This is a genomic window from Vibrio sp. HS-50-1 (assembly GCF_024747315.1).
GTDB classification, from domain to species: Bacteria; Pseudomonadota; Gammaproteobacteria; order Enterobacterales; family Vibrionaceae; genus Vibrio; species Vibrio diabolicus.
In genome coordinates, this window is sequence record NZ_JAMPZF010000048.1 from 76,337 (window position 1) to 102,540 (window position 26,204).

General features: G+C 44.4%; 24 protein-coding genes. 13 read left to right on the forward strand and 11 right to left on the reverse strand.

The features are described from left to right. Positions 1-458 precede the first annotated feature (458 nt). Positions 459-1,667 (forward strand): NupC/NupG family nucleoside CNT transporter, encoded by a 1,209-nt coding sequence (locus NDJ01_RS19700; RefSeq protein WP_017635515.1) that lies wholly within the window; start codon positions 459-461, stop codon positions 1,665-1,667. Between the two features lie 54 nt (positions 1,668-1,721). On the opposite strand, the gene NDJ01_RS19705 is transcribed toward NDJ01_RS19700, so the two are convergent. Then, complete coding sequence (locus tag NDJ01_RS19705; RefSeq protein ID WP_258587191.1) at positions 1,722-2,810, reverse strand: DUF3541 domain-containing protein; 1,089 nt, start codon at positions 2,808-2,810, stop codon at positions 1,722-1,724. Positions 2,811-2,879: 69 nt separating this feature from the next. Then, a complete protein-coding gene (locus NDJ01_RS19710) occupies positions 2,880-3,485 on the reverse strand; it encodes an alpha-ketoglutarate-dependent dioxygenase AlkB (RefSeq protein ID WP_005374161.1) in 606 nt (201 codons plus the stop codon). A gap of 132 nt (positions 3,486-3,617) precedes the next feature. Between NDJ01_RS19710 and NDJ01_RS19715 the strand changes: the two genes are divergently transcribed. Then, a complete protein-coding gene (locus NDJ01_RS19715) occupies positions 3,618-4,973 on the forward strand; it encodes a diguanylate cyclase (RefSeq protein ID WP_005374160.1) in 1,356 nt (451 codons plus the stop codon). 387 nt (positions 4,974-5,360) lie between these two features. Here NDJ01_RS19715 and NDJ01_RS19720 read toward each other — a convergent pair whose 3' ends face one another. Beyond that, positions 5,361-6,917: a DUF3612 domain-containing protein gene (locus tag NDJ01_RS19720; RefSeq protein WP_171344279.1), complete on the reverse strand. Its 1,557-nt coding sequence runs from the start codon at positions 6,915-6,917 to the stop codon at positions 5,361-5,363. Between the two features lie 174 nt (positions 6,918-7,091). Between NDJ01_RS19720 and NDJ01_RS19725 the strand changes: the two genes are divergently transcribed. After that, positions 7,092-7,670: a malate synthase gene (locus NDJ01_RS19725; protein WP_005374156.1), complete on the forward strand. Its 579-nt coding sequence runs from the start codon at positions 7,092-7,094 to the stop codon at positions 7,668-7,670. Between the two features lie 90 nt (positions 7,671-7,760). On the opposite strand, the gene NDJ01_RS19730 is transcribed toward NDJ01_RS19725, so the two are convergent. Then, positions 7,761-8,774 (reverse strand): GGDEF domain-containing protein, encoded by a 1,014-nt coding sequence (locus NDJ01_RS19730; RefSeq protein WP_017635511.1) that lies wholly within the window; start codon positions 8,772-8,774, stop codon positions 7,761-7,763. Between the two features lie 349 nt (positions 8,775-9,123). Here NDJ01_RS19730 and NDJ01_RS19735 point away from each other — a divergent pair, with 349 nt between their 5' ends. The 3 genes from NDJ01_RS19735 to NDJ01_RS19745 are packed head-to-tail and all read left to right on the forward strand — an operon-like array spanning position 9,124 to position 12,713. Then, positions 9,124-10,458: a DASH family cryptochrome gene (locus tag NDJ01_RS19735; protein WP_258587192.1), complete on the forward strand. Its 1,335-nt coding sequence runs from the start codon at positions 9,124-9,126 to the stop codon at positions 10,456-10,458. Positions 10,459-10,461: 3 nt separating this feature from the next. Beyond that, a complete protein-coding gene (locus tag NDJ01_RS19740; RefSeq protein WP_258587193.1) occupies positions 10,462-12,006 on the forward strand; it encodes a cryptochrome/photolyase family protein in 1,545 nt (514 codons plus the stop codon). Continuing rightward, complete coding sequence (locus NDJ01_RS19745) at positions 12,006-12,713, forward strand: SDR family oxidoreductase (RefSeq protein WP_258587194.1); 708 nt, start codon at positions 12,006-12,008, stop codon at positions 12,711-12,713. Before NDJ01_RS19740 ends, NDJ01_RS19745 begins: the two co-directional genes overlap by 1 nt. Before the next feature lie 71 nt (positions 12,714-12,784). Here the strand turns inward: NDJ01_RS19745 and NDJ01_RS19750 are convergent, their stop codons facing one another. Further along, a complete protein-coding gene (locus NDJ01_RS19750) occupies positions 12,785-12,931 on the reverse strand; it encodes a DUF2256 domain-containing protein (protein ID WP_074189751.1) in 147 nt (48 codons plus the stop codon). Between the two features lie 51 nt (positions 12,932-12,982). Next, on the reverse strand, positions 12,983-14,125 hold the full coding sequence (gene msrB, locus NDJ01_RS19755) for a peptide-methionine (R)-S-oxide reductase MsrB (protein WP_237309352.1): 1,143 nt from the start codon (positions 14,123-14,125) through the stop codon (positions 12,983-12,985). Between the two features lie 203 nt (positions 14,126-14,328). On the opposite strand from msrB, the gene NDJ01_RS19760 reads away from it, so the two are divergent. The 5 genes from NDJ01_RS19760 (at position 14,329) to NDJ01_RS19780 (ending at position 21,782) form a co-directional block, all read left to right on the forward strand. Next, complete coding sequence (locus tag NDJ01_RS19760; RefSeq protein WP_257888882.1) at positions 14,329-14,727, forward strand: OsmC family protein; 399 nt, start codon at positions 14,329-14,331, stop codon at positions 14,725-14,727. Positions 14,728-14,856: 129 nt separating this feature from the next. Then, the gene (locus NDJ01_RS19765) at positions 14,857-15,411 is read left to right on the forward strand and encodes a sugar O-acetyltransferase (RefSeq protein WP_257888883.1); all 555 of its coding nucleotides are present in this window, start codon (positions 14,857-14,859) and stop codon (positions 15,409-15,411) included. An 87-nt stretch (positions 15,412-15,498) separates the two neighbouring features. Next, entirely contained in the window at positions 15,499-15,732 is a 234-nt protein-coding gene (locus NDJ01_RS19770) for a hypothetical protein (protein WP_053808146.1), read from the forward strand. A 1,030-nt stretch (positions 15,733-16,762) separates the two neighbouring features. Next, the gene (locus NDJ01_RS19775; protein ID WP_258587195.1) at positions 16,763-17,632 is read left to right on the forward strand and encodes a hypothetical protein; all 870 of its coding nucleotides are present in this window, start codon (positions 16,763-16,765) and stop codon (positions 17,630-17,632) included. A gap of 31 nt (positions 17,633-17,663) precedes the next feature. Beyond that, positions 17,664-21,782, forward strand: coding sequence for a M66 family metalloprotease (locus tag NDJ01_RS19780; protein WP_258587196.1), 4,119 nt, complete (start codon positions 17,664-17,666; stop codon positions 21,780-21,782). Between the two features lie 70 nt (positions 21,783-21,852). On the opposite strand, the gene NDJ01_RS19785 is transcribed toward NDJ01_RS19780, so the two are convergent. The 4 genes from NDJ01_RS19785 to NDJ01_RS19800 all read right to left on the reverse strand — a co-directional run bounded on the left by NDJ01_RS19785 (position 21,853) and on the right by NDJ01_RS19800 (position 24,287). Further along, positions 21,853-22,035 carry a hypothetical protein gene (locus NDJ01_RS19785; RefSeq protein ID WP_005393690.1) on the reverse strand — a complete coding sequence of 61 codons (183 nt, stop codon included), beginning with the start codon at positions 22,033-22,035 and terminating at the stop codon, positions 21,853-21,855. 164 nt (positions 22,036-22,199) lie between these two features. Then, positions 22,200-22,886, reverse strand: coding sequence for a YafY family protein (locus NDJ01_RS19790; RefSeq protein WP_006741273.1), 687 nt, complete (start codon positions 22,884-22,886; stop codon positions 22,200-22,202). Between the two features lie 47 nt (positions 22,887-22,933). Further along, positions 22,934-23,248 carry a hypothetical protein gene (locus tag NDJ01_RS19795; RefSeq protein ID WP_005497913.1) on the reverse strand — a complete coding sequence of 105 codons (315 nt, stop codon included), beginning with the start codon at positions 23,246-23,248 and terminating at the stop codon, positions 22,934-22,936. Positions 23,249-23,363: 115 nt separating this feature from the next. Continuing rightward, positions 23,364-24,287, reverse strand: a complete 924-nt coding sequence (locus tag NDJ01_RS19800) for a LysR family transcriptional regulator (RefSeq protein WP_006741275.1) — start codon at positions 24,285-24,287, stop codon at positions 23,364-23,366. A gap of 138 nt (positions 24,288-24,425) precedes the next feature. Between NDJ01_RS19800 and yjjG the strand changes: the two genes are divergently transcribed. Both yjjG and NDJ01_RS19810 read left to right on the forward strand, forming a co-directional pair. Further along, a complete protein-coding gene (gene yjjG / locus NDJ01_RS19805; protein WP_029800868.1) occupies positions 24,426-25,100 on the forward strand; it encodes a pyrimidine 5'-nucleotidase in 675 nt (224 codons plus the stop codon). Between the two features lie 51 nt (positions 25,101-25,151). Next, positions 25,152-25,691 (forward strand): NUDIX hydrolase, encoded by a 540-nt coding sequence (locus tag NDJ01_RS19810; RefSeq protein ID WP_005393699.1) that lies wholly within the window; start codon positions 25,152-25,154, stop codon positions 25,689-25,691. Between the two features lie 71 nt (positions 25,692-25,762). Here the strand turns inward: NDJ01_RS19810 and NDJ01_RS19815 are convergent, their stop codons facing one another. Beyond that, positions 25,763-26,197 carry a hypothetical protein gene (locus NDJ01_RS19815; RefSeq protein ID WP_005393700.1) on the reverse strand — a complete coding sequence of 145 codons (435 nt, stop codon included), beginning with the start codon at positions 26,195-26,197 and terminating at the stop codon, positions 25,763-25,765. Positions 26,198-26,204 lie beyond the last annotated feature (7 nt).

Below are 26,204 nucleotides of genomic sequence, written 5' to 3' on the forward strand. Positions count from 1 at the left end.
CGAGTTTGATTGCATATTTATTGGTCACTTTTATGTTTTTTACCATCAACGCCTATCCTTATGCCCTTACTTTTATTAATAGTATGACGACAAAAGAGTACTTTTGCCTAAATTTTGAACGCTTGAACGTTTGCGTAAATAAATGTGATGAATATCTCTTTTTGTTGGCTATACTTGCGTCCCGTTTAAGCGGGAATTAGGGTTTAGTTGTTCAGGACCCTTACCCATACAAGCCGTCACATGGAGCAGGCCAAGCAACATGCTCGCCAGCAGTGAATGACCCCACGGACCGGACCAGCTACGTTCAATTGCTTGTATAAGGTAAAAATAAGATGTCGAACTATTCGTTCTGTCTACATTCTGGATCTAAAAGTGAGTTATCACTCGCTGCGTTGTCCCTTTCTTCTGCCAATTCCTTTGGCTCTTTTTTCTTTTTCAACGTTTAGTAGGTCCAGCTCATGAGTGTTCTATTTAGTCTATTTGGTATTGTTGCACTGCTAGGTTGTGCTTTCCTGCTTTCTGAGGGTCGTTCTTCCATTAATTGGAAAACTGTATCTCGCGCCTTGATGCTACAAATGGGGTTTGCTGCTTTGGTGCTCTATTTCCCGTTGGGTCAAGCGGCGCTGGCGAGTTTAAGTAATGGTGTCGCGGGGCTACTCAGCTTTGCTGATGAAGGGATTAAATTCCTCTTTGGTGACCTCGCTTCTTCTGGCTTTATCTTCGCTATCCGTGTCCTTCCTATCATCATCTTCTTCAGTGCTCTTATCTCCGCCCTTTACTATTTGGGCATTATGCAAAAAGTGATTCAATTTATTGGCGGCGCTATCCAGAAGTTCTTGGGTACGAGTAAAGCAGAGTCTTTGGTTGCAACAGGGAACATTTTCTTATCTCAAGGCGAGTCACCACTTCTTATTCGTCCATTTCTTTCTAACATGACTCGCTCTGAACTGTTTGCCGTGATGGCTGGTGGTATGGCTTCAGTGGCGGGCAGTGTGCTTGGTGGTTATGCTGGTTTAGGGGTCGACCTCAAATACTTGATCGCGGCAAGCTTTATGGCAGCACCAGGTAGTTTGATGATGGCAAAAATCATCGTTCCTGAGCGTCAAACGCCAAGCGATTACAACAATATTGAGCTAGATAAATCAGAAGAAAGCAACGTAATTGATGCGCTAGCAAGCGGTGCCATGGGCGGTATGAAAGTTGCCGTTGCTGTTGGTACCATGCTTATCGCTTTCGTGAGTGTTATCGCGATGGTGAACACGGGGCTAGAAAACTTGGGTGAGATACTTGGTTTCTCTGGCGTAACGCTACAAGCGATTTTTGGTTATTTGTTTGCACCTCTAGCGTGGTTGATTGGTGTGCCAAGCCACGAAATTCTAGCTGCGGGTTCATACATTGGTCAGAAAGTGGTGATGAATGAGTTTGTTGCGTTTATCGATTTTGTGCAGCACAAAGCGACACTGTCTGAGCATACTCAAATTATTATCACTTTTGCGTTGTGTGGTTTTGCGAACATTGGCTCAATTGCGATTCAGTTGGGCTCTATCGGCGTGATGGCACCTGAGCGCCGCAAAGATGTTGCAAGTCTAGGCCTAAAAGCGGTTGCTGCTGGTACACTCGCTAACCTGATGAGTGCTTGCTTAGCGGGAATTTTTATCTCTCTCTAATTTAGATTGAAGATCCACACTCAAAACCCGCCTAAATGGCGGGTTTTGTTATTTCTAAGGCTTGGGCATTAAGCCGTAAGGTATCGATTTAAAAGCCTCTGGGTGCTCTTGATAAGTTGGCGCTTTATGTACCCCTTTCCAATCGAGCAGCATGATGGCTAGCACGTTACGGTGTTCGCCGTACTTGAGATCAAAGTTACCGTCGACCGACGGAATCATCCCTTTTTCTGCGTTGATTGCATGACGAATGGCTTGGCGGGTCTTCTTTACGACCGGATCATGGTCCAAGCCTGCTAACAAAAACGAAATGCCGACTTCCGCAATCACGTCTTCTTTGGCGCGCAGTAGGATAGTGTCGATGTTGTTGCGAAAGTAATCATAAATCCATTGGTGTTTCTTCTCGCTTACTCGCTCCTGATAATACTGTGAATCGGCAAAGATGATGTGCGTCATACCATAGAGTTTGTTCCAATACTGCTGAGCTGAAAGCATCTTATCTTTATCGTCGGGGTAGGTGTTCCGGAAGGTTTGAGTGAATTCCTCGACCACATCTTGCTCTCCTAGCTGACGAAGCCAGTAGACTTGGTTTGCAAGCTGAGCTGCCCATGCCTCTATCATCTCTTTGTCCGTAACGTAACGCGAGAAATCGTAGCGCCTAATAATTTTTCTCAGCGTTTTGTCTTGTTTATGTTGTAGGCCATATTCGTTTGCTCTTGCCATTGCGCCAAGCGAATCCACACCAAGATAAAGGTACTCAGGATGGTGTTTAGTCACGGTATAGCGTCGCTGCCCTCGTTCGGTTTCTTTCTCTTGATACGTGGTCAACCTTTGAGATGAATAGAGAATGATGTCTTCTGGTTCAACGACTTCATTAGCAAATAGGTTTAACCGGCTGGCTACTTGTGCCATGTCGGTCCAAATGGCAGCGTGATATTTCTCATCTAATGTTTGGCGGTACATGCGTAAGCCAAAATGGCCCTCTTTAAACGCCGGGAAAGTGAACAGTTCTTGTTCGTAGGTACTACGAATCAACTGCGCTGATTGAGTATTATCGAGAAGCGGTACGTCTTCCTGTGATGCCTGAGCAGCAAAGGTAAGTGAGTAAAAGAGTAAGACCGCTAAGCTAAGAGGTTTAATACGCATAAATCCATTCCCTATGAAGTCCTGAACCTAAACCTACCATCAATATTAATTGAGAATGTAAAAGCTGAGTCAATAGTTGAAAATTTGCCTAAAAGTCAGGTTGATACGTTCATCTTTGGTTTTCGCGGTTTTTGGTACGCAGTGCTTCCAGTGATGCTGGAGCTCGCCAGCCATAATCAGTAAGGAGCCGTGAGAAAGCTCATATTCAATCTCAGTTTTACAATGTAAATTTCTAAGCAAAAATCGACGTGTTTCACCTAAGTTCAAAGATGCGATAACAGGGTTTCTACCTAACTCTGGTTCATTATCTTGGTGCCAGCCCATTGAGTCTTGCCCGTGTCGATATAAGTTAGCGAGAACAGAATTAAAAGTGACATCAGCAACTGATTCACAACGCACTTTGAGCTGAGTTAACTCAGGAGTCCAAGGGTGAGGCTGCATGGTTAAGCCTGAGTAAGTATATGCTGCATCACCGTGCCACGCTTGTAAGCGAGGTTGAAGTACTGACTTGCCGAACATAGTAATGTGTTCTTGGTGCCATGGCAGTGTCTTTCGAAGTTGGTCAAAGTAATTATCCGCCTCAAGATGGCTAAGAAAATGAGGATCATAATAAAGTTTTCCTCTTTCTACTTCTTGCCATAGATCGCCGCCAAATAAATCGCCTTGTTGATGCATCATCTCACACCTAAAACATAAAAGTTGTCAATCACTGTTACCTTTCTGATTATGATTGGTTATTCTTGTGATAATAAGAATTTTAACAATAAATAAAAAATCTCGTAGTTGTATACGAGTTGTGGGGAGAAAATGCGTTATTTACCCAGAAAGCGATGCTATTTTGCATTGTTCTTCCTCACCTTTTTCGCTTTGTGTATTGGGGTTATTGAGCTGTTAAATCGAAACCAGCAAGAGCTTCACAAAGAGCGAGTTCAAGTTGAGGCCAAAGAACAACTTTCCATTCTCCGTTCCAATTTGGAAGCGGTACTTATGGCGGATATCTACAAAGCCAGTACTTTAGCGACACTCATTACTTTACTTCCTAAAAACCAAGAAGAAGAATTGAGTATCGCCGCTCACCGAATCCTAAATAAAAGTAAACATATTACAATCATCGGTATCGCGAAAAATGATGTAATTAGTCACGTATTTCCACGCCAAGGTAATGAGCGCCTAATCGGCCTTGATTACCGCGCAGTGCCACAGCAGTGGGTACAGGTGCAAAAAGCCAAGGATGTACAAGAAATTTTCATCGCAGGGCCCGTTACATTGATCCAAGGTGGCCGAGGTTTGATCGTGCGTGTGCCTGTTTTTCTTGATCCTCCAATGAATCAGGACTACTGGGGAGTGATCAGTGCGGTGATTGATTTCGATGCTCTGATGAGAGAAACCGGCGTAATTGATTTCTCGTATCGTTACCCTTTAATGATCCGTGGTTACGATAGCGGTGGCTCATTTGGTGATGCTTTCTTTGGCGCGCAAAGTGTAAATAGCATGGTATATGCAAAAGAGATGGTTCATTTTCCTTATGGTGGGTGGAGTATGGTGGTTTTCTCTGGAGGCAAAGCTGATCGCCAAATCTCTTGGCATCAGTTGCATTTAGCTAGAGTAATCGGCTATCCCATTATATTCGCACTTAGCCTCGCGCTGTTCGCCATTTATCGACTGTATACCATTGCAGATGACAGAGCTTTACACGATGAACTCACGAATTTACCAAACCGTCGCTATTTTATGAAGTTTTACAAGCAGCAGTTCGAAATAGCGAAACGTTATAAAAAGCGTTATAGCTTCGCCTTAATTAATATTGACCTAGATAGGTTTAAACACATTAACGATACCTATGGTCACGACGCAGGTGACAAAGTTTTAATCGCTACGGCTGAAAGGGTAAAAAGCTCTCTGCGTAAATCAGACATCGTGGCCAGAATGGGCGGTGATGAGTTTTTAGTTGTAGTCCATCACCCTGGAACGGAAGAAAATGTTCAGTCCCTTCTACAAAAACTTCGATTAGCGCTATGCTCGACGCCCGTCATTTACGATGAAACGCTTATCTATTTGAAAGCCAGTATTGGGTACGCGATATTTGACCCGCAAATGTCATCTCCTGAGCAAATGATGAAAATAGCCGATGAGAGAATGTATCAACAAAAGCATGGCGGATGAGCCTGAACCCAGTTTCAATAAGGGGTTAGAGGAATGGTAAAGTTGGGATCCCGAAATCTCATCATCATTGAGGTGCAAGAATATGTGACTTCATATGTTCACAGACACTTTGCTGAGAGAGTCGTTATTAGCAGTGCATTTAGTGGCATATTTGCATAATGTTGCATTTTGCAAATGCAGTTTGCGAAATTAATGGTTAATAAAGCAACGATATGCATCTGGATCTACTAAAAAACGGCTTTTTTAAAGTTGGCACGCATCGTGCTTTACTTAGAGTGACCCTTATTAAGCCGAGGGTCACCTAGCCAACTGACGTTGTTAGTGAATACAAATTGTTCACAAGTATATACCGCCAATCACGTTTATTGTGATTGGCGTTTTTTCTTTCTAAAGCCCGATGATATCCACATCGTTGCCCGTCTCATCAGCTTCTTCGCACTTGCTGTAACAACTAGGTTGTCTTGGACAAACCGCCCCTCTGGAGCAGATTAACCTTGCTTGGGTTTGAATCCCGCGCTCTATCCAGTTGATGTTTAATATCTTAGCGATAGTCGTTAAGTCTTTTTTGATGTGGGGAGGAATAACACTACTTCCGCCGGAAGCGACACAAAGGGACTTAAGTTCTTCCGCTATGGAAACGGCATCGCCACCTTGTGCAGAAATGGCAGGGTTAAGATCAATACCGGCACATAGCACGCGATTATTCCCCGCAGGATCAAATACGTTGACCGATTCGCAGCAGTAGATACGTGGCTCGTCGCCAACATTTAAAATCGAAATTTGCGCTGAACTTGTATCCAAAGGCTGGGAAAGGCGTCGGAATACCGCCCAGTGCTGGCAAGGGTCGTTCACTTTGCGCATGTTACCCCAAGGCAATGGAATACCGTTTCCTCGATACACTGCTTTTAACTTGCCAGGGCCATAGGCATCAAAATAGTGCCAATGAGGGTAAGGCGAGACCACCGTCATGCGACGCATTGCAACGGAAGGAGAAACGCCGGCCTTTTTGTGAACATCAATTTCGTAACCGGAGCGGTCAAGCAACTGACGAAATGGTACTTTGGGGCAAAGCAAGGCACCAGCAAAAAAGCTGGACTCAAAATCACGCCAAGCTTGCAGGATATCTTGCGAATTGAGTTCAGAGTTCGACACAGGGCTGTCCATTTGCTCCCAATTGTTTTGATGCCCGATAGATAAAACGTTATTCATTGCATCGCTGCTATGGAGCACTCGATGGCCGATATATACCGCCAAGTCATACTTCAATCGGGTTGGATAGTCACGCATTCGTTTATTGAGATAAATAGTCCCAGGTGGCTCCATGAAAGACGTAATCAACTGTTTGGCGCTGACGCCCAGTTCATCAATCACATCTTGTGGCGCTCGATCTACCCAGCGGATATCCAATCCCATACTCTTTGCAATGTCTACGAGATCTTCTACAGATAGATTCAGCCGCTTCAAGCCGACCTCTTCGGCGGCGCGCTCTAAATCAGGAAAATGGTTTTGATGGTTTTCTTGGTGTGCGCGGATCAGTAAGTGGGCGAATTGACGCCCCGTGATACCTGTTTGGGAGAGCATTTCTGGTATCGCGATTTGAAGAATATCATTGGAAAACAGGAAGCTCGGCTCCAACGCCATGCCACTAATCCCGCCACGATTTCCTTTGTTGGGTGTGATGGCTTCTAATTCGGGTTCATCATCTAAAAACCACGCCGGATCTTTTTGAAAAACTTCCGCGATCACTTCGAGCATATCGATACTCGGTACGCGTTTTCCGCGCTCAATCATTGAAAGGTAAGAAACCGACGGAGCGTACTCTGGATTAATTCTTACACAACGGGCAGACAAATCTTCCATCGTTAAATGGTTGTTTTTTCTTAGGTTACGAATTTTCGTACCAAGAAAATGAGACTGACGAATAAGGCTTTTTGACACAGACATTTTGTAAAATTCACATTGTAAAATTTTTGTTGTGAAATTGTAGTCAATATTTCGCTAGTCTACATAATGAGCAGGCAAGGAAATTAACCATCCACTTCACAGAATTGCCTGAAACTTAAATAAAGGATTTAAGTTTTTACTCTAGGACGAGTTTTTAAGTGCGAGGATATGACGATGAATATGCTGAACTTCGATAAAAAAGAGATGCAACAACAACAACGCCCATTTATCGCTGAAGCCGTATTTGCCGTCGAAGCGGTAAGTGCTGAGCAGCAGAGTGAGAAACAAGTAAAAGCGAAGCAACTGCTTGACCGCATGTTCCCATTGGAGAACGGGTCGCACCAAGACGTATCAAGTTACGTGATTGATTACCGCCATGTTTTGGCTTATTTCAAAGACGGTACACACAGCGGCCTGAAAAGCCCAAAACACTTCGTGGCGTACACTGGTGAAAAGGAAGATCCAAAGTCGATTTTGTTCAAAGATGATTCGGGCAATCATGTAGAAGTGCTGTTTGGCTGTCATAAAGGCACTGGTTGCGTGGAATTAGTGGACATTGATGATATTCAATTGGAAACTCGCACGACGTTTCATCCTGAACTAACTGGCAATGCACCAACCGCGATGCGCCATTGGATAAGTCTAATCAAAGGCGACAAAAAAGGTAAGCCGATGGCATGCAGTGAAGATAAAGAATATACCGCAAAAAATGGTGACGACTACATTCTAAGTTACTGCTACAGCGTCGATTAAGATACTCATGATTGGATACAAAAACCCCGCACTTTACAGCGCGGGGTTTTCTTTTTTATCATAAAAGTCGTTTTCGCTTAGCCAGTTTATTTAAATTGGCATCACGCGGTTACGACCGAGTTGTTTTGCTTCATAAAGCTGTTTATCGGCTTTATTGATTAAGGCTTCAGGCGTATCACCCAGCTCAAATTCTGCTACCCCAAAAGAAGCGGTAATGCTGTGAACTTGTGTGCCTGAGCGCTTATCTCTGATACGCAGTTTTTCTATCATCCGGCGTAGTGTGTCTGCATATTGGCGAGCAATTCGCAGAGATTTGTTAGGTACAATTAACGCGAATTCTTCACCACCAAAACGGTACGCACATATCCCATCTCGACAACTTTGTTGTAGCCGGCGGGCAATGGCTTTTAATACTGTATCGCCAAAAAGGTGCCCGTAATTGTCGTTAAATGATTTGAAATGATCGATATCAAGCATGATCAAGGTCATTGCCTGATTTGATGCAATAAGTGAAGAGAGATCTTTGTCAAATGCTCGGCGGTTGTATAGGTTTGACAAACCATCGAACAACGCATCTTGCTGTACTTCAGCCAGTTGGTTTTTGAGGCGAGAAATTTCTTCACTCGCGTTAGTCAATTGGCTATTCAAAAACTTTGTTGAGTGACGAATTTCGTGTGACTCTGCGACAAGTTGACGAATCACTACCATCACTTCTTCAATGCTTAGGCTATTGTCCTCAACTTTTTCCAGTTTATTAAAGCTTTTGTCTACCATCTCGGAAAAGGAGGAAGTATCTGAAATCGTATCGCTCATTGAACTGGATACTTCATGTAGCAGAACTTCTACATTGGTTCTAAGATCTTCAAGGCTGGTTTCTGCTTTGCTGGCCACATAGTTGTTGTAAAGCTGTTTATTGGTTGCTGGAGGGCAAATACCGTAGTTTTCTAACACCATGTCTAACTCAAAGTTGAGTTCTGGAATGGTCTTGTCAACGTAGGTATACCAAAGCGCGTAGTTGGCTGGCGTGGCAGCAACATGGTTTTTGATCATCAGTGGGACCGCTTTTTTTAAATTAGCGGTTGATTTCTTAAACTCGTCGGTCATTTCTGCGATGGTACTAGCAAAATGGGATTGGGCTTAGATTAACGGATATTAACTAATGTCGCTTTAATTTTTATCACTTTTGCATGGTTTATATAGAAAATGAGTGATTAAGATCGTGATCAATACCGTTGGATTCAAATTTTATAAAATATCAGTATGAAACATGTACAGGCATTTGGTGGTATTGCGTGTTTTGAGATATCCAGCAAATGGATTCCGTTTGAACGTTAGTAACCTAATGATCGTCAAACTCTCGTTTTCGTATAAAAGCAAGTAAATCAAAAGGCTTAACGTCAGGGTCTCCGTGAAAAGAACTCGTAGACGAAGAATTAACATCTGAGGGTGCGAATTGAAAAAGAAAATAGGACTTTATTGGTTCACGAACGACTTGCGATTGCACGACAACCCACTGTTGAAAAGCGCCAGTGTAGAAATGGACGAGTTAATTTGCTTGTATTGCTACCCTTCAATGACGCCTTACTTGCATCACTTTGCGCAGGAAGCCTCTTTCGGGCGTGCGAAATTGCAGTTTCTCGACTTATCGCTTAGTGAACTCAATCAATCTTTGAATCACCTTGGTCAGCGATTATGGGCGGTTGAACTGACGCCCGATCAAGCAATCAAGTATGCTGTTAATCGCTTCGGCGTCACACATATATATGCTGACGCCTTTCCCGGTTCGGATGAGCAACAAGCGTTAGATCGCGCAGTTGAAGGCGCGTCTCATGTAAAAATAAAACAGCAAGCAATCCGGACCCTGTTAAGGGAAGAACAACTGCCATTTGACTTGAGCAATCTGCCTACGACTTTCACGCAGTTTAGAAAGCAAGTTGAAGGTTTAGACATCTCTCGGCCCCACGAGAGTATCCGTTCGTTACCTCCAATTCCTTTAGGTGTGAATCTTCCTTCCGTTACTGCATATTACTTTGACACAAAAGCTGCGTTTCATGGTGGAGAAAGCCGCGGGCTTGAACATTGTCGCCAGTATTTTGCTTCCACACTAGCCAGTGAATACAAACAAACACGCAATGGTTTAGATGGCATGGATTACTCCACCAAGTTCTCTCCTTGGCTAGCTCATGGGTGCGTTTCTCCGAAAACCATTTATGCCATGTTGAAACGTTATGAAGCGGAGAATGGTGCAAATGATTCAACCTATTGGATCTATTTCGAGTTGCTGTGGCGGGAATACTTTTATTGGTACGCGAGAAAGTATCAACAGACGTTGTTTCGATTTGGCGGTATCGCCAACCAGCCACCACTGACCAGTTTTTATGCGCAACGCTTCAAGCAGTGGAAGAAAGGCGAGACACCTTTTCCAATCGTTAACGCATGTATGCATCAGCTTAATAAAACGGGTTATATGTCTAACCGAGGGCGCCAACTGGTCGCGAGTTGTCTGGTTCATGAACTCGGACTCGACTGGCGCTACGGTGCTGCTTATTTTGAAACTCAGTTGATTGATTACGATGTCGGCTCTAATTGGGGCAACTGGCAGTATTTAGCTGGTGTTGGCGCTGACCCACGTGGCTCACGTCAGTTTAATCTAGAAAAGCAGACACAAACTTATGATCCAGATTTTTCATTTATCGACAAATGGCAGGGGAGATGCGTAGGCGTACATCTTGATAGTGTCGATATGGTGGATTGGCCGATTGCGCCAAAAAAAGAGAGCGGGAGATAACCAATGCATTACGATACGGTTCGGCTCATTCTTGGTGACCAACTTAATAGCGAGCATTCGTGGTTTAAACGTGTAGACGATTCGGTGCTTTACCTTGTCGCTGAGTTAAAACAAGAAAATACTTACGTTACGCATCACATTCAAAAGGTGTGTGCTTTTTTCTCTGCGATGGCGAATTTTGCCAACGAGCTGCAGGAAGAAGGGCATCAAGTTTTGCACCTTACGTTGGATGACACACAATCTTTCGAGGATCTTGCGCAAGTCTTACAACACTACGTGAGTGAAGTTGGTGCAAGTAAGTTTGAATATCAACGCCCCGACGAATACCGTTTACTAGAGCAGTTAGCCAAACTAAAGCTTGATGGGGTCGTGATGCGCAGCGTCGATTCGGAACACTTTTTGTTACCGTTTGAGGAAATAGAATCGCAGTTTCCTCAAGGTAAACACATCATGATGGAGCACTTTTACCGCCGGATGCGTAAGCGCTTCGACATCTTGATGCAAGACGGTAAGCCTATTGGTGGAAAGTGGAACTACGACGCCAATAACCGAAATAAACTTAAAGCAAAAGACATTGAACAGCTGCCAAAGCCATTAATGTTTAGTCATGACGTCAGTGATATTGTCGAGCGCTTAGGTCGGCACAACATTCAAACCATAGGTAAATTAAATGGTGATTTACTTTGGCCAGTAAGTCGCTCTCAAAGCTTGTCTTTACTCGCGCATTTTTGTCAGGTCTGTTTGCCACTGTTTGGTCGTTTTCAAGACGCCATGACAGGTCAGCACGAGGCTAAATGGAGCTTGTATCATAGCCGGATTTCGTTCTCGCTGAACAGTAAGCTGCTGAATCCGCGAGAGGTGATTGACGCTTCACTTAAGGCATTTCATGCCAATGCCGACATAGACATTTCTCAAGTAGAAGGTTTTATTCGTCAGATCTTGGGATGGCGAGAATACATCCGAGGCGTTTATTGGGCGAACATGCCTCATTACCCGAAAAAGAATGAACTGGAAGCGAGTAGAAAGCTGCCAGACTTCTTCTGGAACGGCGAAACCAACATGGCCTGTATGCGAAACGCGATTGGCCAGTCTCTCGATTATGCCTACGCACACCACATCCAACGTTTGATGGTCACTGGTAACTTTTGTTTATTAACCGAGATCGACCCAGACCAAGTGGATGAATGGTATCTCGGTATCTACGTTGATGCGATTGAATGGGTAGAAATGCCCAATACGCGCGGTATGGCACTGTTTGCAGATGGTGGGATTGTTGGCACCAAACCGTATGCGGCGAGTGGCTCTTACATCAACAAAATGAGCGACTACTGTAAAGGATGTCACTACGATAACAAAGCACGCAGTGGTGAAGGTTCATGTCCGTTCAACAGCTTATATTGGCGCTTTATGAATAAACACGACAAACGCTTAGCAACGAATCCACGTATTGGGATGATTTTCCGATCTTGGGACAATATGGAAGAGCAGCAACGCCAAGCGATATTAGATACTGCTGAGCACTATATGGAAAACTTGGAGAGCTTGTAATGGACATACTGATCGTTGGTGGAAATGGCGGCATTGGATTGGCGATGGTTCAACAAGCGCTAGTTCGCTTTCCTCAAGCTCACGTGCATGCCACTTATCGTAAGCATCAACCAGACTGGCAACACCCAAATGTAGTTTGGCATCAAGTGGATGTATCGCAGGACGAGCAGATGAAAGCGTTCAGTGAGCAAATTGAACATGTTGATTGGTTGGTGAACTGCGTTGGTATGTTGCACGCCCAAGATAAAGGTCCTGAGAAGAATCTTAGCTCGCTCGACGCAGACTTTTTTCAGCAAACCATCTTGGTTAATACTTTGCCGAGTTTACTGTTGGCGAAATACTTCACGCCCAAGTTAAAACGCAGTACCAACCCCAAGTTTGCGACCATTTCGGCCAAAGTTGGCAGTATTAGTGATAATCACTTAGGCGGTTGGTACAGCTATCGTGCATCGAAAGCCGCGTTAAATATGTTCCTCAAAACCATGTCGATTGAATGGCGGAGAATGGTCAAACACGGGACTGTACTCGCTCTTCACCCAGGCACAACAGATACGGCTTTGTCGGCACCTTTTCAAGCGAATGTACCTGAAGGAAAGCTGTTTAGCCCAGAGCGTGTCGCGCGAGACTTATGGGGATTGATTGACAAAGCAACCCCGCAGGATAGCGGGGCATTTTGGGCTTATGATGGTGCCTTGTTACCTTGGTGAAGCGCTGCTTGGTCTGAGCCACGTTACCTTGGAAAATAAGGCTAGCAGTGCGACATAAAGTTTTTGTGGTTCTAACTTTTGACTGATTTGTTTCTTCGGCAGCGCTCAGAACAGTAAACGACTTCGTCCCAATTTCTTGCCCATTTCTTTCTCCAAGAAAATGGGCGATGGCAAACAGAGCAGATTTTGGTTGGTAATTGTGTTTTAAAACCTTTCATCTGGTCCTCCTCATTCGCCATCGTATGCCCTTGAAGTTGAATGAATACGAACTAGTTATCAAAGAGATACAGATACTCTTCATACCCCTGCGTTTTCATTTCACTTACAGGTACAAATTTCATTGCCGCAGAGTTCATGCAGTAGCGTAATCCTGTTGGCTTCGGACCGTCTTTAAAAACATGACCAAGGTGAGAATCACCAAACTTACTGCGAACTTCCGTTCTTGGATAAATCAGCTTGTAATCGGTTTTTTCAACGATGTAACCTGGGTTGATTGGCTTAGTGAAACTTGGCCAACCCGTCCCCGATTTGTATTTATCGGTAGAAGAAAACAACGGCTCACCAGTTACAATATCAACGTAAATCCCCGCTTCTTTGTTGTCCCAATATTCGTTGTCGAACGGACGTTCGGTGCCTTCTTCTTGTGTTACGTAGTATTGCAACTCCGTTAAGTTTGATTTGATCTCGGACTTAGCAGGCTTACTGTACTCTTTCACTTTTGATAGCAACTTTTTTTCTTCGATCAACTGACGAAGCGTTTTTGGGGTCTCTTTACGATCATCACCAAATACTTCATCCAAGTATTTATCTCGACCAGACGCATAGCGGTAATACTTATACTTTAAGCTGCTCTTTTTGTAGTAGTCTTGGTGATACTCTTCTGCGGGATAAAACTTCTCAAACTCGATCAGTTCTGTTTTCAACGGTTTTGGATAGATCATCGCCTTGTCGATTTCCATCATAAACTGTTCTGCGATCTGCTTTTGTTCCGCGTTATGATAGAAAATAGCAGGGCGATACTGTGGGCCACGGTCGACAAAAGAGCCTTTATCGTCAGTAGGATCGATATGACGAAAAAAGTAGTCCAACACTTGCTCGTAACTAACCACTTTTGGATCGTACTTAACTTCGATCACTTCTATGTGACCTGATTTACCTGATGAAACTTGGCGATAAGTTGGGTTTTCAACATGACCACCAGAATAGCCTGATATGACATCGACTACGCCAGTCAACTGTTCCAAATCAGATTCTGTACACCAGAAACAGCCGCCAGCTAGTGTGGCGATTTCTGCATTCTCTGAAGCCTTCATCTTATCCATCGTATCGGCGGTGCCTGCTTTACTCAAAAGTAGAAACAAGACAGGAAGTGCGAAAGAGAATCCGACCAATAACTTAGATATATTCTTCATAGCTACCTCAACGTTGTTTTTCGTAGAAAGTGTGACTGAAATAAAAAGTGTTACGTATAGAGAAAGGCAACCGAGCGAAAAAATTACAGCAATGTTGAAAATTCCGTTGCCCTTTTATGCGAGAAAGCTAAAGTATCGACACGAAATACACCGCTTGATAGGGCAACGATGTCTTCAACGAGCGATGCTAAATGAGGTAAATCATGCAAGCAGAAGTTAAATGGGTAGAAGATTTTAAATTCCTTGGGCAATCTCAGTCGGGTCACTCCGTAGTGATGGATGGCAATGGCGGTGCAATGGCACCAAGCCCAATGGAAATGGTACTAATGGCCGCAGGTGGCTGTAGCTCTGTCGATGTTGTCGACGGTTTGAAAACGGCAGGACAAAAGGTCTTGTCTGTTAATGCCAAGCTAACCACAGAGCGTCGTGAAACCGCACCACGTATCTTTACGCAAGTGAATATCCACTTTGAAGTTTCAGGTGACGAACTTGACCCAGAAGTCGTAGCAAAAGTGGCGGCTGACTCGCTAGAAAAATACTGCTCGGTTTGCTTAATGCTAGGTGAAGGTGTTGAGATGACCCACAGCTGGGAAATCGTGTAAGTCGACAGACTCCACAAAATATAAAAACAGGAAAGAGAAAAGTGCAGGCTTTTCTCTTTTTTTATTCCGCAATTCACGTACCGTGTGATTAATCTGAAAGTAGTAATTGCAGGTTTTAGGAGTCTCCCAGTGACAGAACTCGAAAAAATTATGTCTGGTCAAATCTTTGATGGCATGGACAAAGAAATTGACGCAATTAGAAGTCATGCTCTTCAAGCACTTAGAGCGCTCAATAACAATACCGACGAAAGTCAGCGCGACGAATTACAAAAACAGCTGTTTGGCAAAGCGGGTCTTTGCATTGTTCAAGCACCTTTCCATTGCGAGTTCGGTAAAACCATCGAAATCGGCGAAGAAACCTTTATCAACATGAATGTGGTCATGCTTGATGGCGCTAAAATTACCATCGGGAACCACGTGCTAATCGGTCCAAGCGTGCAATTGTATACGGCTTCTCATTCTGTTGATTACCGAAGTCGCCGACGTTGGGAGACGTTTTGTAAACCTATCACGATTGAAGATGATGTGTGGATTGGTGGTAACTCCGTCATTAACCAAGGTGTAACGATTGGTGCTCGCTCGGTGATTGCGGCGAACTCGGTCGTCAACCATGATGTGCCGCCAGATTGTCTATACGGAGGCACACCTGCTAAGTTGATTCGTCGTCTCAACGAAGAAGAGTAAGAATCGATAGTGATGGTATGATGACTCGCTTTACAGGCATAAGAGAATCATGCCATCAGAAAGGGATAATTCGCCAAGGAGTCTAAGATGTCGAACAAGACAGAAGTCCTCATGTGCCCTAAATGTGGGGTAGAAACGCATCATGTAGTGGTGTTAGTCAGAAAGAAAAGTGGCTTTGAAGGCGATAAAAATCGCAACAAGAAAGAGTTCATTGCTGGCTTTCTCAAAAGCGTAGTATTCGGCGCCTTCCTTGCTTCTATGGATGAATTTGAACGTCACTTGATCTGCGAAAACTGTGGTCATAAAACCATTCAACAGTAATTGATAGTCTTTCTTTCTCTGCATAAGTACATAAGTGCGGTTTGAAGCACTGGTTATTCAAATCGCATTATCCTCTTTTAGTGCTTTTGCTCTTCTCATGTTCCTCTCTCAAAAGTGAGTCACATCAGTACGCATTTTAACCGCTTGGGTACAGGTAACTCACTGCTATGTATAATAAATTTCGGTGGGAAATACGTGTTTCAGCTCGATGTTTAATCTCTGTTCTATCGACACGTTTTGGGTCCGTAAACACTTAAATTTCGTTTGCTTTATGTTGCATGCAGTGCAATTGTGTGAATCCGGTCACGTTATTGTTTAATTCATAAAAAAATATTTAATGAATAGTAATTCACAAATATGCTGACCGTATGTGCTATTTAGTTTTGACTTATCTTTTGAGTATTCACTTAGTGAATGTTTTGTTGATTTTAGATTGACTGAAAGTTTGATTTTCTATTCAAACTTGTCAAGGGTTGAATAGATATATTAGAAAACATGAATTTGATCTTGTTTCTATCTTTTGTTTTAAATGCGAAATTCATTATTAACAACGGATGGTTTTGATGATTTCTCTTATGTGTATCCCACCAATTTTAGAAATTGAAAATTAAACTTTCTCAATACAATAACGACTAAAATTAAACGGAATGATGTTCTTATATTTTTTGTATTTTAACTTATACATTTTCACTCATTCATTTTAACTGTTTTTGTTGATTTTAAGTTGTTGATAATAATTGTCTTTTAACTTTTATTTTAATGGCGTTTCTTTGCTGCTTCTTTAACGTTGTGGTGAGTGGTTTTATTTATAAAAAGTCATTTTAAAGTACGTTTTTAAGCAAAGTAGAACGCAACAATACTCAGATAAATAGTATTAAAAAATTAAATAAGGATTTAACCATAAGAGTAATTTTATGGTTGATAGGTTTATTGGGGTTGATTATCTGAATTTTTATGGAATTTCATCCCAATAATCTGTTTGTCTTTAAGTTTATTCTAATAAACTTAATTCTCATGGAAGTTTCAAAACATGCAGCACACAACAAAGTGGATGATGACGCCGCTTGCAATGTTGTTGGGTACGCTGTTTTCAGCGCCATCATTCGCGGTGGAAACGAGTGTAATTGATAGCACTAGCACGCCTGAATCTACACAAAATGAAGGAGATACGTCCTGTATTGTTTGTAAGTTTAGTGGGGCCGTTTACCTATCTTACGATACAAACATTTACGATAAAGACGACTACCGTTCTGTCCGCAATTTCTCGTGGGGAGGGGATCTCGTTTATTCCTTTTCGAGCGACACAAAAGCCTATTTTTCTACGGGTGGCTATCGTGCCCTAGAAGATGAAGTCGGCACCTACGCGACAGATTCGGTGTTGGGCTTGCAATACACGAACCTATATCGCTTTGGAGAGACAGGGAAAATCGGCGTTGCGGGTCAGCTCACCATTCCAACTTCAGAAACATCTCGTAAAGATGAACTGCACACCGCGGTTCGTTTAGGTGTGCCGATCTCTTTTTCAGCTTGGAGCGTCGATTTTTCGGTTTCGCCAAGACTGAGAAAAAATTTCCACGAATACAAAACCATGGGGGGACGCTCGCTGACTGAGTGGACTTACTCATTGTTTGCTGTTGCGGAAAAGTCGTGGGAATCGTTCGCAGTGGGGATCACGGCGTTAGGTGGTAACAGCATCAGTTATCAAGGTACGCGCAGAAGCAGTTGGCAGTATGAGGGGGCGTTGTACGGCACATACGAGTTTGATGAAAGCTGGTCATTGCTACTCGCGGCGTCATCAACGGGTTTCTATCAAGATGCAGAGCGAGGCACCTTGGGCAACATCGATTTGTTGGACCAAGAGAAAGCGTCTTACATCGCGACAGTGACTTACTCCTTCTAGGAAAATAACAACAATTAAGGATATCCAAATAATGTTTAAAAAATTGACTCTGGTGTCAGCAATAACGGCCGCACTTGCAGGCTGTGGCGCAGATGATCAGGCGTATGACTATGTCGAAAGAGATGCAAAAGAAGTCGCAGTAAAAGATCTTAAAGACGGTCGTTGGTTTTACGTTCCGACGACTGGTGCCGCGCCACGCTTTGCTCTGAACCAATTCCCATTCTTGCAAGGTTCACCTCGTTACGTTGAGCTTTGTTTTACCAAAGAAGGTCTGGAAGTTCGCAGTTACGATAAAAACTACCCAGACGCGCATCTAAGCAAAGATGCCAATAATTACTGCGGTGAAGAGAAATTTGTCGCAGACGACGACGGCGTTAACTTCGCGCAAGTGCTGACGATTCCGGGTGACTTTGCGGCGTATCGCTGTCAAGAAGACGCGCATGGTGATTGCACCAACAAAGAAGAAACCAACGAAGACGCAAGCTTAAACTACAAGAAGAAAACTCACTTCACTCCTCGTCCTGAAGATCTCGAAATTGCAGAATTCAATATGGAAGATCTGTATGGCATTACCGAGGGCATTGATGAAATTGGCACACCACGATTGATCTCGTGGGACTTTGACCCTAAAAACGGTCTTCTCAATTTCGAACTAGAGCGCACGTTCCGTATCGATTTAGATAATATTTCCGACTACATCAACTTTGCAACGAAAGCGAGCTTGGATGAAGCGCTTGTTGATGGCGCGTTTAAATCTCGTTTCTACTACTCGTTAGTGCACGAAAGTGAAGTGGCAACCGAAGGTTACCAACCGATCTTGTACCCAGTGGGTGATGAGAACGACATTGGCTTCTTCACTACGTCGACGAAAAAGCTTAACCCAGTCACGAATAAATACGACCGTGATGTGGTTTACCTCAATCGTTTCAACCCGAATCAAGGTTCTATCAAATACTACTTGAGCGATAACTTCTTTGAAGAGAAGAACAAGTTGTTCTTGGATGCAACGCTGCAATCGATCGACAAGATGAACCAAGCGCTGAATGTATTTGGGGCGGATGCAGGCAAGCCTGAAATCGAGATTGTGAACAAAACCAACGCGGCTGGTATTCACCCAGGAGATCTGCGTTACAACGTGATTAATCTGATTGACGAGCCTCTAGCGAACGGTCTGCTTGGCTACGGCCCGTCGGTTTCTAACCCGATGACGGGGGAAATCATCAAAGGCCACGTGAACCAATACGCAGGCGTTGCAAGAACGGGTGTACCTTTCTATTGGGATAACTTGGCGCGATTCTACAATCGTAATCAGCTGGACTTAGATGGATTGGATCCACTGCCGACTAATAGTGAAACGGTGAAAACAGAGGTCGAGGATAGAGTTGAAGCCCTCTCGACAATGGCAGCAATGGCGAGCCTGAAATCGGATGAAAACATTTATGCGCCTTTCGTATCAAAAGAAGACATCGTTTCTGGCAAGGCGGCGACAAAGAGCCCAACTCAGCTAATGAAAAACTTCAATGATGATATGGAGTTTGAAAAGGTGGTTGAAGCTGAAGAGAACCGTTTGTCTTTCTGGGCAGAGAACAACGTTTATCCAATTGAAGCGTCGTGGGTTTCTTCAACTAACAAGGCCATGTTGGACAACTTGAAGTTGGACGACGAGCGTTACTTTGAGATCAAACTCGATGACGCAGGTAACGAAGTATCACGTCAGCTTAAGCGCTGGAAATACCTGCCAAAAGAGTTGCAAGTGAAAGCCGCAGATGCGATTACGGTTGCGACTTACAGCAATACGCTCGTTCACGAGCTTGGCCACAACATGGGTCTGCGCCATAACTTTAAAGGCTCAAATGACAAAGCGAACTACTACACGCTAGAGCAAGCGCATCAACTTGGTTTGAACAACATTCCTGCTTACAGTTCGACGATGGACTACGCGCCAAGCATGTTGGATGAAACGCCAACTTGGGGTCTGTACGACATTGCGGCCTTTAAGTTTGGTTATGGTCGTAAAGTCGAGACGATTCAAGATTCTTCAGGCTCGGCTCCTGCACCTGTTGCGAAGCCGGCAGACAGTGCAAGCGATGAAGACAAAGCGGCATACGCCCGGTACCTCGCTGATCAGCAAGCCTACCAACAAAGCTTTGCATACAAGTTTGGCAACAATCCAGACAACACATCGCTGATGGTGTGTTCTGAAGTGAAGGCATTAACGGGGAACGAGAAAGGCAAATCACTCTACAACTGTGACTTTAGCCGATTCGATACCGCCGCGTTGTCTGATGATCCAGAACTGAATGCGAAAACTCGTTATGGCGCACTTTACTACCTAGATAAAGTGAATGAAATTGAGCGTAAGTCTTACGATTTCTGTACCGATGGGAACGTTTCTCTAAACAGCGACTGTAACCGTTTTGACGAAGGTACAAACCTAGAAGAAATTGTTTCTTACGAGTGGCAGAACTATCTCGATAGCTATGATCGACGCAACTTGGAGTTATATGGGACGACGGGATTATTCTCGTCCGATTATCCTGGTTACTTAGTGCGCCGTTACATGGAAATGAGCGCTATCCGTGACAAGATGGAAGATCTTGAGCGCATCGATAACCTGTACACCAATCTGGGTTACACTTCGTCAACGGATAAGCCGGGTGACTTTTTATTACTCCTTGCTTCAAATCCTCAATACTGTAGCGAAGGTAAAGCCGATAACTCATGGTTCTGTGATTACGCGAATGGGGCGAAAAAATCCGCGGCGTTCTTCCTTGATATCTTGCGCACACCAGAGCATCAATGTGTGATAGAAAATGCGGCAGGCAACCAAAAAGTGATTTCTTTTGGTCAACTGTTAGACAACAACTCACACCAAATTCCGGCTGATTACGATCTTTCAACAGCCAGCTGTTTTGATGATTTGGCAGCACGCTTTATCGAAGATTCAGATGAGGGCTATATAGCTGTTGCGGAAACTGCGAATGGACGCTTCCTAAACTCGATTGGTAGCTTTGACCCGGATTACCCTTGGTCAAATGCGGTGTCTGTGTTGGGTAACTGGCCAGATAAAGCGTTGGCGAGCCACTTCTTAGCACGTCGATTCTCGAACCGTTTTACCGACGAGGTGAGCTTTGCATCGCTGCTTGATATCCCTGGGGTGCAAGCTGAATACGAAGACATCATGGGCAACATCGTGGCAAATGATGCGTTAAATACGCCAGTTAAATTGGTGGGTAAAGACGGTAAGGAATACACCAATCTAAAAGGTGTTACCGTGAACCTACACATCACTGAGCAAATGGAGTCCCTACCACCAATGCCTCGTGGTATTGCAAGATTCCTTGATATTGGTGCAGAAGGTCGCGGACGTGTTGGCGATGTCATCTTGAGAATGGGTGTGAACCAAATGAAGTCTTACGACTACACAGTGAAGACTCGTGGTCAATCTCAGTTTGATACGTTTACGAAGCAGCAAGACCGTTACGGTATCATCGCGGGTGACAAGGTTGAGTTTGTTATCGACGGCGAGAAGTTTGTGGCAACAAAAGCAAACAAGCTGGCTTACGACTACGCAAATCAACTGGTGACGTCCAAAGGTTACGATCTAAAAACGTACCTAGATAGCTATGAGCCTGCAACACTAAACAAGGTTGCAGAGAGCATCGATAGTGCTTGGGGGCCATTCCGAACAGCGATTGTCCCAGCGTTCCACGATCCTGTATTGCTGCTGGATGCGCCAATGGTCAACGCAATGAAGCGAACCATTGATGCGGATATCGCGGCAGGTGTGCTGTCGTTTAGCCAGTCTTTCATCAACTTTACGACAGTGAATGTGACTTCGGGTGATTTGGTCATCGATGCAACTTCGGGCACATTGAGCTACAAAGGTGGTAAAGCGCACGATGAGCTGAAAGCGTTCGAAGCTTACACTGATGCGATGCTTTTGATTTACAACGATCACGCTGAAGACATGATGTTCGCGGTCGACAATGTGTACGCAGGGTACATGGCGTCTTCAGATGCTGACAAAGAACTTTGGCTGAAAGATCTCAATATGATCCAAGCGTACTTGCGTGGTGATATCGGCGCTGTGGCTGGTGATTACTACAAGATGCTTGATCGCCTACCAACTGCAGTGAGTTTCCAGTAAATAACTCTTAATTCACTCATACAAAGGCCTGCAGCAATGCAGGCCTTTTTCGTCATAGGACTGATGGAATTTAGGAGTGAAAGATGATCTGTCCGTCTTCTGTCATCACAAGTGTCGCTTTGCTTTGTTCGATAAGTTGGGCTGCATAAGAAGGGGTAACGGCCTGCATATCACCTTTAGATCGAAGAGTTAAAGACTCCCACGCTTGATCTCGATATTTCCCTGCTTGGGTGTATTGAATCAGTACTTTCATAGCTTCACGCTCCGGTGTGGTTGACGTGCTACTTAAGTTAACGATCTTAGGTTGGTTGCGCATCTGTTAAAAATGAAACATTAGTTTAACCAAATGTGCCTTTCCAAATATCGCGCATTGAGCAGAGCAATTTAGGATCCTTGTGATGGAGGGATGAAAAACACTCAATCTTTCGATTCATACTGCGCAATATAATGTTTGAGAGATTTGGTTTCCGCACTCTGAAACTCTTCATCGTGCATACGCAGTGCTTGGATACGGTCGAGGCGGAACTGGCGGTAGTCATCGCGCAATTCGCACCAGGCGACCAGCGTCCAGACTTTGCCCCAAAAGAACTGGCCTAACGGTTGGATTTTTCTCTCGGTCACCTGTCCGCTTTCATCTTGGTAATCCAAACTGACCTTAAACTGATGATCAATCGCGTGGCGCAGAAGCTGCCCTCGTTTGGCAGTTTCGGATTGGGTGTGATAATCGGGCACAATCAGCGGACAATCTTCCACTTGTTGTTTGAGCTTATCGGGCAATACCGAAAGTATTTTGGCGGACGCAGAATGAGACGCTTCGGCGAGTTCGGCATCCGACCAGGCTCGAACCATCCGCATACCCAGTTCAAGCGCCATCATCTCTTTTTCTGAGAACATCAAAGGCGGCAGATGAGAGCCCGCTTGCAACAGGTAGCCGACACCTGCTTCACCTTGAATAGGAACACCAGAGCTGAGCAACGACTGAATATCGCGATAAATCGTACGTTCGCTGACTTCCATTCTTTCTGCGAGCTCTTTCGCTGTCACGGCGTAACGCTTTGCGCGCAAAAGCGTCAGTAGCTCAAACAGTCGTTCTGATTTGCTCATGATGTTCCTTATCTAGACCTACTGGTTGTTAGTGGTAGTGTGGCTGATTACTTCTCTAGCTCACTGCACATTTTTAAGTTGTGATGTTTAAGCTCGAAGCTTTCGCAGTCAATCATTGATAACAGAGGCTGAAATTCAACGGCTTGCTTAATCTGTTTTCCCGCCTGTTTTGCATCGTCCATTGAACGCCAGTAAATGATGTCTGTCCACACATCGTCCGTCGCTTCGTGACTGAGTGAGCGATACAAAAAGCCCGGCAGATTCTTCACAAACGTTTGTGACTGCTTGGCGGCGGCGATCACGTCTTGCTCTGTTGTGCCTGCGGTTAGACGAAATTGCACAGTTTCGATAACGGTTTCCATATTGTGATTCCTTATTGGTTTTGGCGGATTGCCTGTTGAGTTCCAAATAAGGTTACGCGGATGGAATGTCAGAACATGTCAGTAGTGAAATCTCACTCACTTATCATCAATACGGTTATTTTTCTGGGCGGTTGTAACGATCCCAGTAAGGTAAATCTGTGCCGAGTTTTTCGCTGATAAAATCGATAAAGGCTCTTACTTTCAACGGCATGTGCTTGCGCTCAGGGAACACCGCATAAATGGCGTGTTCTGGTAGAGAATACTCTTCCATCACCGGTTTTAGATTTCCTGCGGCAAAGTCTCTTCCTGCAATAAACGTTGGCAGTTGCGCAATGCCCGAACCTCTTAACAGCAACTGGCGAATGGCTTCACTGTTATTGACGATAAAGTTTCCTTTTGGAAGCACCTTGTATTCGCTGCCGTTGTTGATGAACATCCATTCGACGCCGCCACGGAAATAGGAATAGCGCAGGCAGTTGTGACTGACTAAATCACTTGGTTTTTGTGGTGTTCCAAACTCCGCTAAGTAATCTGGTGAGGCACAAAGCACACTTTTACAAGGGGCGAGACGTTTTGCGATTAGATTGGAAGAGGTGAGTTCACCAATACGGATCCCCAAATCAAAACCGTCTTTAACCAAATCGACCATTTTGTCTTCGAGGTTTAAATCCACTTCAATTTTCGGGTAACGAGCGAGAAACTCGCTGATCAAAGGCGCGATATGTAGCACACCGAAAGACATCGGCACGGTAATTTTGAGCCGACCTTGTGGAGAGCCTTGCAGTTCCGATACCGCGTCCACGCCTTGCTGGGCCAGATTGAGCGCTTGAGAAGCGTACTCAAAATAGCGTTCTCCCGCTTCGGTCAGGCTCAGCTTACGCGTGGTTCGGTTAAGGAGACGAATACCCAAATCGTCTTCTAGTTGGTTGATGCGTTTGCTTATCGCCGATTTCGTCAGATTCAGCTGTTTGGCCGCAAGGGAAAAGCTGCCGCATTCGACAACAGCAACAAAAACGGGCAGGGAGGCAATCGCGTTCACATCAATCTCCTATCATCGTGAAGCATTTATTGTTGAGCACAAGGATACAATTAATTTCCAATTATAGAGATTATCTTCAAGAAGAAAACAATCTAGACTATGCATCAGTATTACGACCTTGATTTTGGGAAGAAGAAAATGAAGTACGATTGGATCCTGTTTGACGCTGACGAAACCTTATTCCACTTTGATGCTTTCAAAGGTTTGCAGCTTATGTTTTCTCGCAAAGGCGTAGATTTTACTGAACAAGATTTTGCTCATTACCAAACCGTAAACAAACCGCTTTGGGTGGATTACCAAGACGGCAAAGTAACGGCAGATGAGCTAAAACATAACCGCTTTACCGAGTGGGCTGAGAAGTTGAATACCACAACAGCAGATCTCAATAGCGCATTTTTAGAAGCAATGGCCGATATTTGCAGTTTGTTGCCAGGTGCAAAAGAGCTGATGGAAGCGCTGCAAGGCAAAGCTAAAATGGGCATCATCACCAACGGTTTTACAGAGTTGCAAGCAATTCGCCTTGAGCGCACAGGGATGACTGAGTACTTCGATAAAGTGGTGATCTCTGAACAAGTGGGCGTCGCAAAACCGGACTTAGGCATTTTTGAATACGCGATGCAGCAAATGGGCAACCCATGCAAAACGCGTGTACTGATGGTGGGTGACAACCTGCATTCCGATATTCTTGGTGGCAATAACTTTGGTATTGAAACTTGCTGGTTAAATACCACAGGCGCAAGTGTCGATGAGCGTATCGCACCAAATTACACCGTTGAGTCTTTGAGTGAACTAAAGAACATTTTGGTGGCGTAACCGAATCGGGTATTATTCCGCAGTAACCCTCAGAAAAATCAAGGAATAACTATGCCAGACATCAAACAGCTAGACAGCAAAGTCGTTTACCAGAATAAGTGGATGACGGTGCGTGAGGACAAAATTTTACGTCCGAGCGGCGCAGAGGGCATCTATGGTGTGGTCGACAAACCTGATTGTGCTGCGATTCTGGCTATCGATAATGGGATGATTCACTTGGTTCAGCAGTACCGTTACACCGTAGGTCAACGTTGCTGGGAGATCCCACAAGGGGCGTGGGAATCAAACCCAGATGCGGATCATCTTGAGCTTGCCAAAGGTGAGCTACGTGAAGAAACGGGCATGCAGGCGAGCGCCATGGCGTATGTCGGCGCGCAGTTTATCGCATACGGCTTTTTGAATCAGACATGTCACGTCTACTTCGCCAGTGATTTAACGGACGTGGGCAATCAACTCGACAGTGAAGAAGAGGATTTGATCACTCGCGCTTTTTCTGTTGAGGAGTTCGAACAAATGATGATCGACGGCACGATCAAAGATTGTGTCACTATCGCGGCTTATGGTTTGGCGAAGCTGAAGAAATTCATTTAATGATAATTTTTAATGAAAACAGCGGCCTAGTGCCGCTGTTTTTAGTTTGGGAGAGCTCGTTGAGCCATCGCTTACTCGTCGATTTTCTTACCTAAAATTTCTACTTTTGCTTTCTTGGTCACCCCCGCGACTTGCAGCGCTGTGCTGCCAACCGATTCATAGTTCAACTCGATCTTGTCTAATTTCGCGTTATCTTTCGTTGGTAGGCTTAAGCTTCTTGATGACATGCCTTTAGTCAGAACACCTAAACTGTCGAACGTCTTTTCCTGACCATCTTTCATGATTACTTTAACGCTTTTCAGATCGACCGTACCTTGCGTACATTTGATTTTGATGTGGCTGAAACGAGCGTTAGCAAATGGGGACAGTGGATTGACTGTGTCGGTTTCCGATTTAAAACTGACGGTTTTATCTGCAATCTTGTCCCAATCGTTGTCTCCAGCAACCGATTGGAAAGAGGCTACAGCCGCTAAAAGACAGAGTGCGATGGTGTTGAACAGTTTCATAGCTTTT

Coding starts and splice junctions, on each gene's coding strand:
- NDJ01_RS19760 (WP_257888882.1), top strand. CDS start 14,329: ATGCAAGCAGAAGTTAAATGGGTAGAAGATTTTAAATTCCTTGGGCAA.
- NDJ01_RS19795 (WP_005497913.1), bottom strand. CDS start 23,248: ATGGAAACCGTTATCGAAACTGTGCAATTTCGTCTAACCGCAGGCACA.
- NDJ01_RS19780 (WP_258587196.1), top strand. CDS start 17,664: ATGTTTAAAAAATTGACTCTGGTGTCAGCAATAACGGCCGCACTTGCA.
- NDJ01_RS19775 (WP_258587195.1), top strand. CDS start 16,763: ATGCAGCACACAACAAAGTGGATGATGACGCCGCTTGCAATGTTGTTG.
- NDJ01_RS19740 (WP_258587193.1), top strand. CDS start 10,462: ATGCATTACGATACGGTTCGGCTCATTCTTGGTGACCAACTTAATAGC.
- NDJ01_RS19705 (WP_258587191.1), bottom strand. CDS start 2,810: ATGCGTATTAAACCTCTTAGCTTAGCGGTCTTACTCTTTTACTCACTT.
- NDJ01_RS19700 (WP_017635515.1), top strand. CDS start 459: ATGAGTGTTCTATTTAGTCTATTTGGTATTGTTGCACTGCTAGGTTGT.
- NDJ01_RS19750 (WP_074189751.1), bottom strand. CDS start 12,931: ATGAAAGGTTTTAAAACACAATTACCAACCAAAATCTGCTCTGTTTGC.
- NDJ01_RS19770 (WP_053808146.1), top strand. CDS start 15,499: ATGTCGAACAAGACAGAAGTCCTCATGTGCCCTAAATGTGGGGTAGAA.
- NDJ01_RS19785 (WP_005393690.1), bottom strand. CDS start 22,035: ATGAAAGTACTGATTCAATACACCCAAGCAGGGAAATATCGAGATCAA.
- NDJ01_RS19810 (WP_005393699.1), top strand. CDS start 25,152: ATGCCAGACATCAAACAGCTAGACAGCAAAGTCGTTTACCAGAATAAG.
- NDJ01_RS19815 (WP_005393700.1), bottom strand. CDS start 26,197: ATGAAACTGTTCAACACCATCGCACTCTGTCTTTTAGCGGCTGTAGCC.
- NDJ01_RS19720 (WP_171344279.1), bottom strand. CDS start 6,917: ATGTCTGTGTCAAAAAGCCTTATTCGTCAGTCTCATTTTCTTGGTACG.
- NDJ01_RS19710 (WP_005374161.1), bottom strand. CDS start 3,485: ATGCATCAACAAGGCGATTTATTTGGCGGCGATCTATGGCAAGAAGTA.
- NDJ01_RS19725 (WP_005374156.1), top strand. CDS start 7,092: ATGAATATGCTGAACTTCGATAAAAAAGAGATGCAACAACAACAACGC.
- NDJ01_RS19730 (WP_017635511.1), bottom strand. CDS start 8,774: ATGACCGACGAGTTTAAGAAATCAACCGCTAATTTAAAAAAAGCGGTC.
- NDJ01_RS19715 (WP_005374160.1), top strand. CDS start 3,618: ATGCGTTATTTACCCAGAAAGCGATGCTATTTTGCATTGTTCTTCCTC.
- NDJ01_RS19745 (WP_258587194.1), top strand. CDS start 12,006: ATGGACATACTGATCGTTGGTGGAAATGGCGGCATTGGATTGGCGATG.
- yjjG (WP_029800868.1), top strand. CDS start 24,426: ATGAAGTACGATTGGATCCTGTTTGACGCTGACGAAACCTTATTCCAC.
- msrB (WP_237309352.1), bottom strand. CDS start 14,125: ATGAAGAATATATCTAAGTTATTGGTCGGATTCTCTTTCGCACTTCCT.
- NDJ01_RS19790 (WP_006741273.1), bottom strand. CDS start 22,886: ATGAGCAAATCAGAACGACTGTTTGAGCTACTGACGCTTTTGCGCGCA.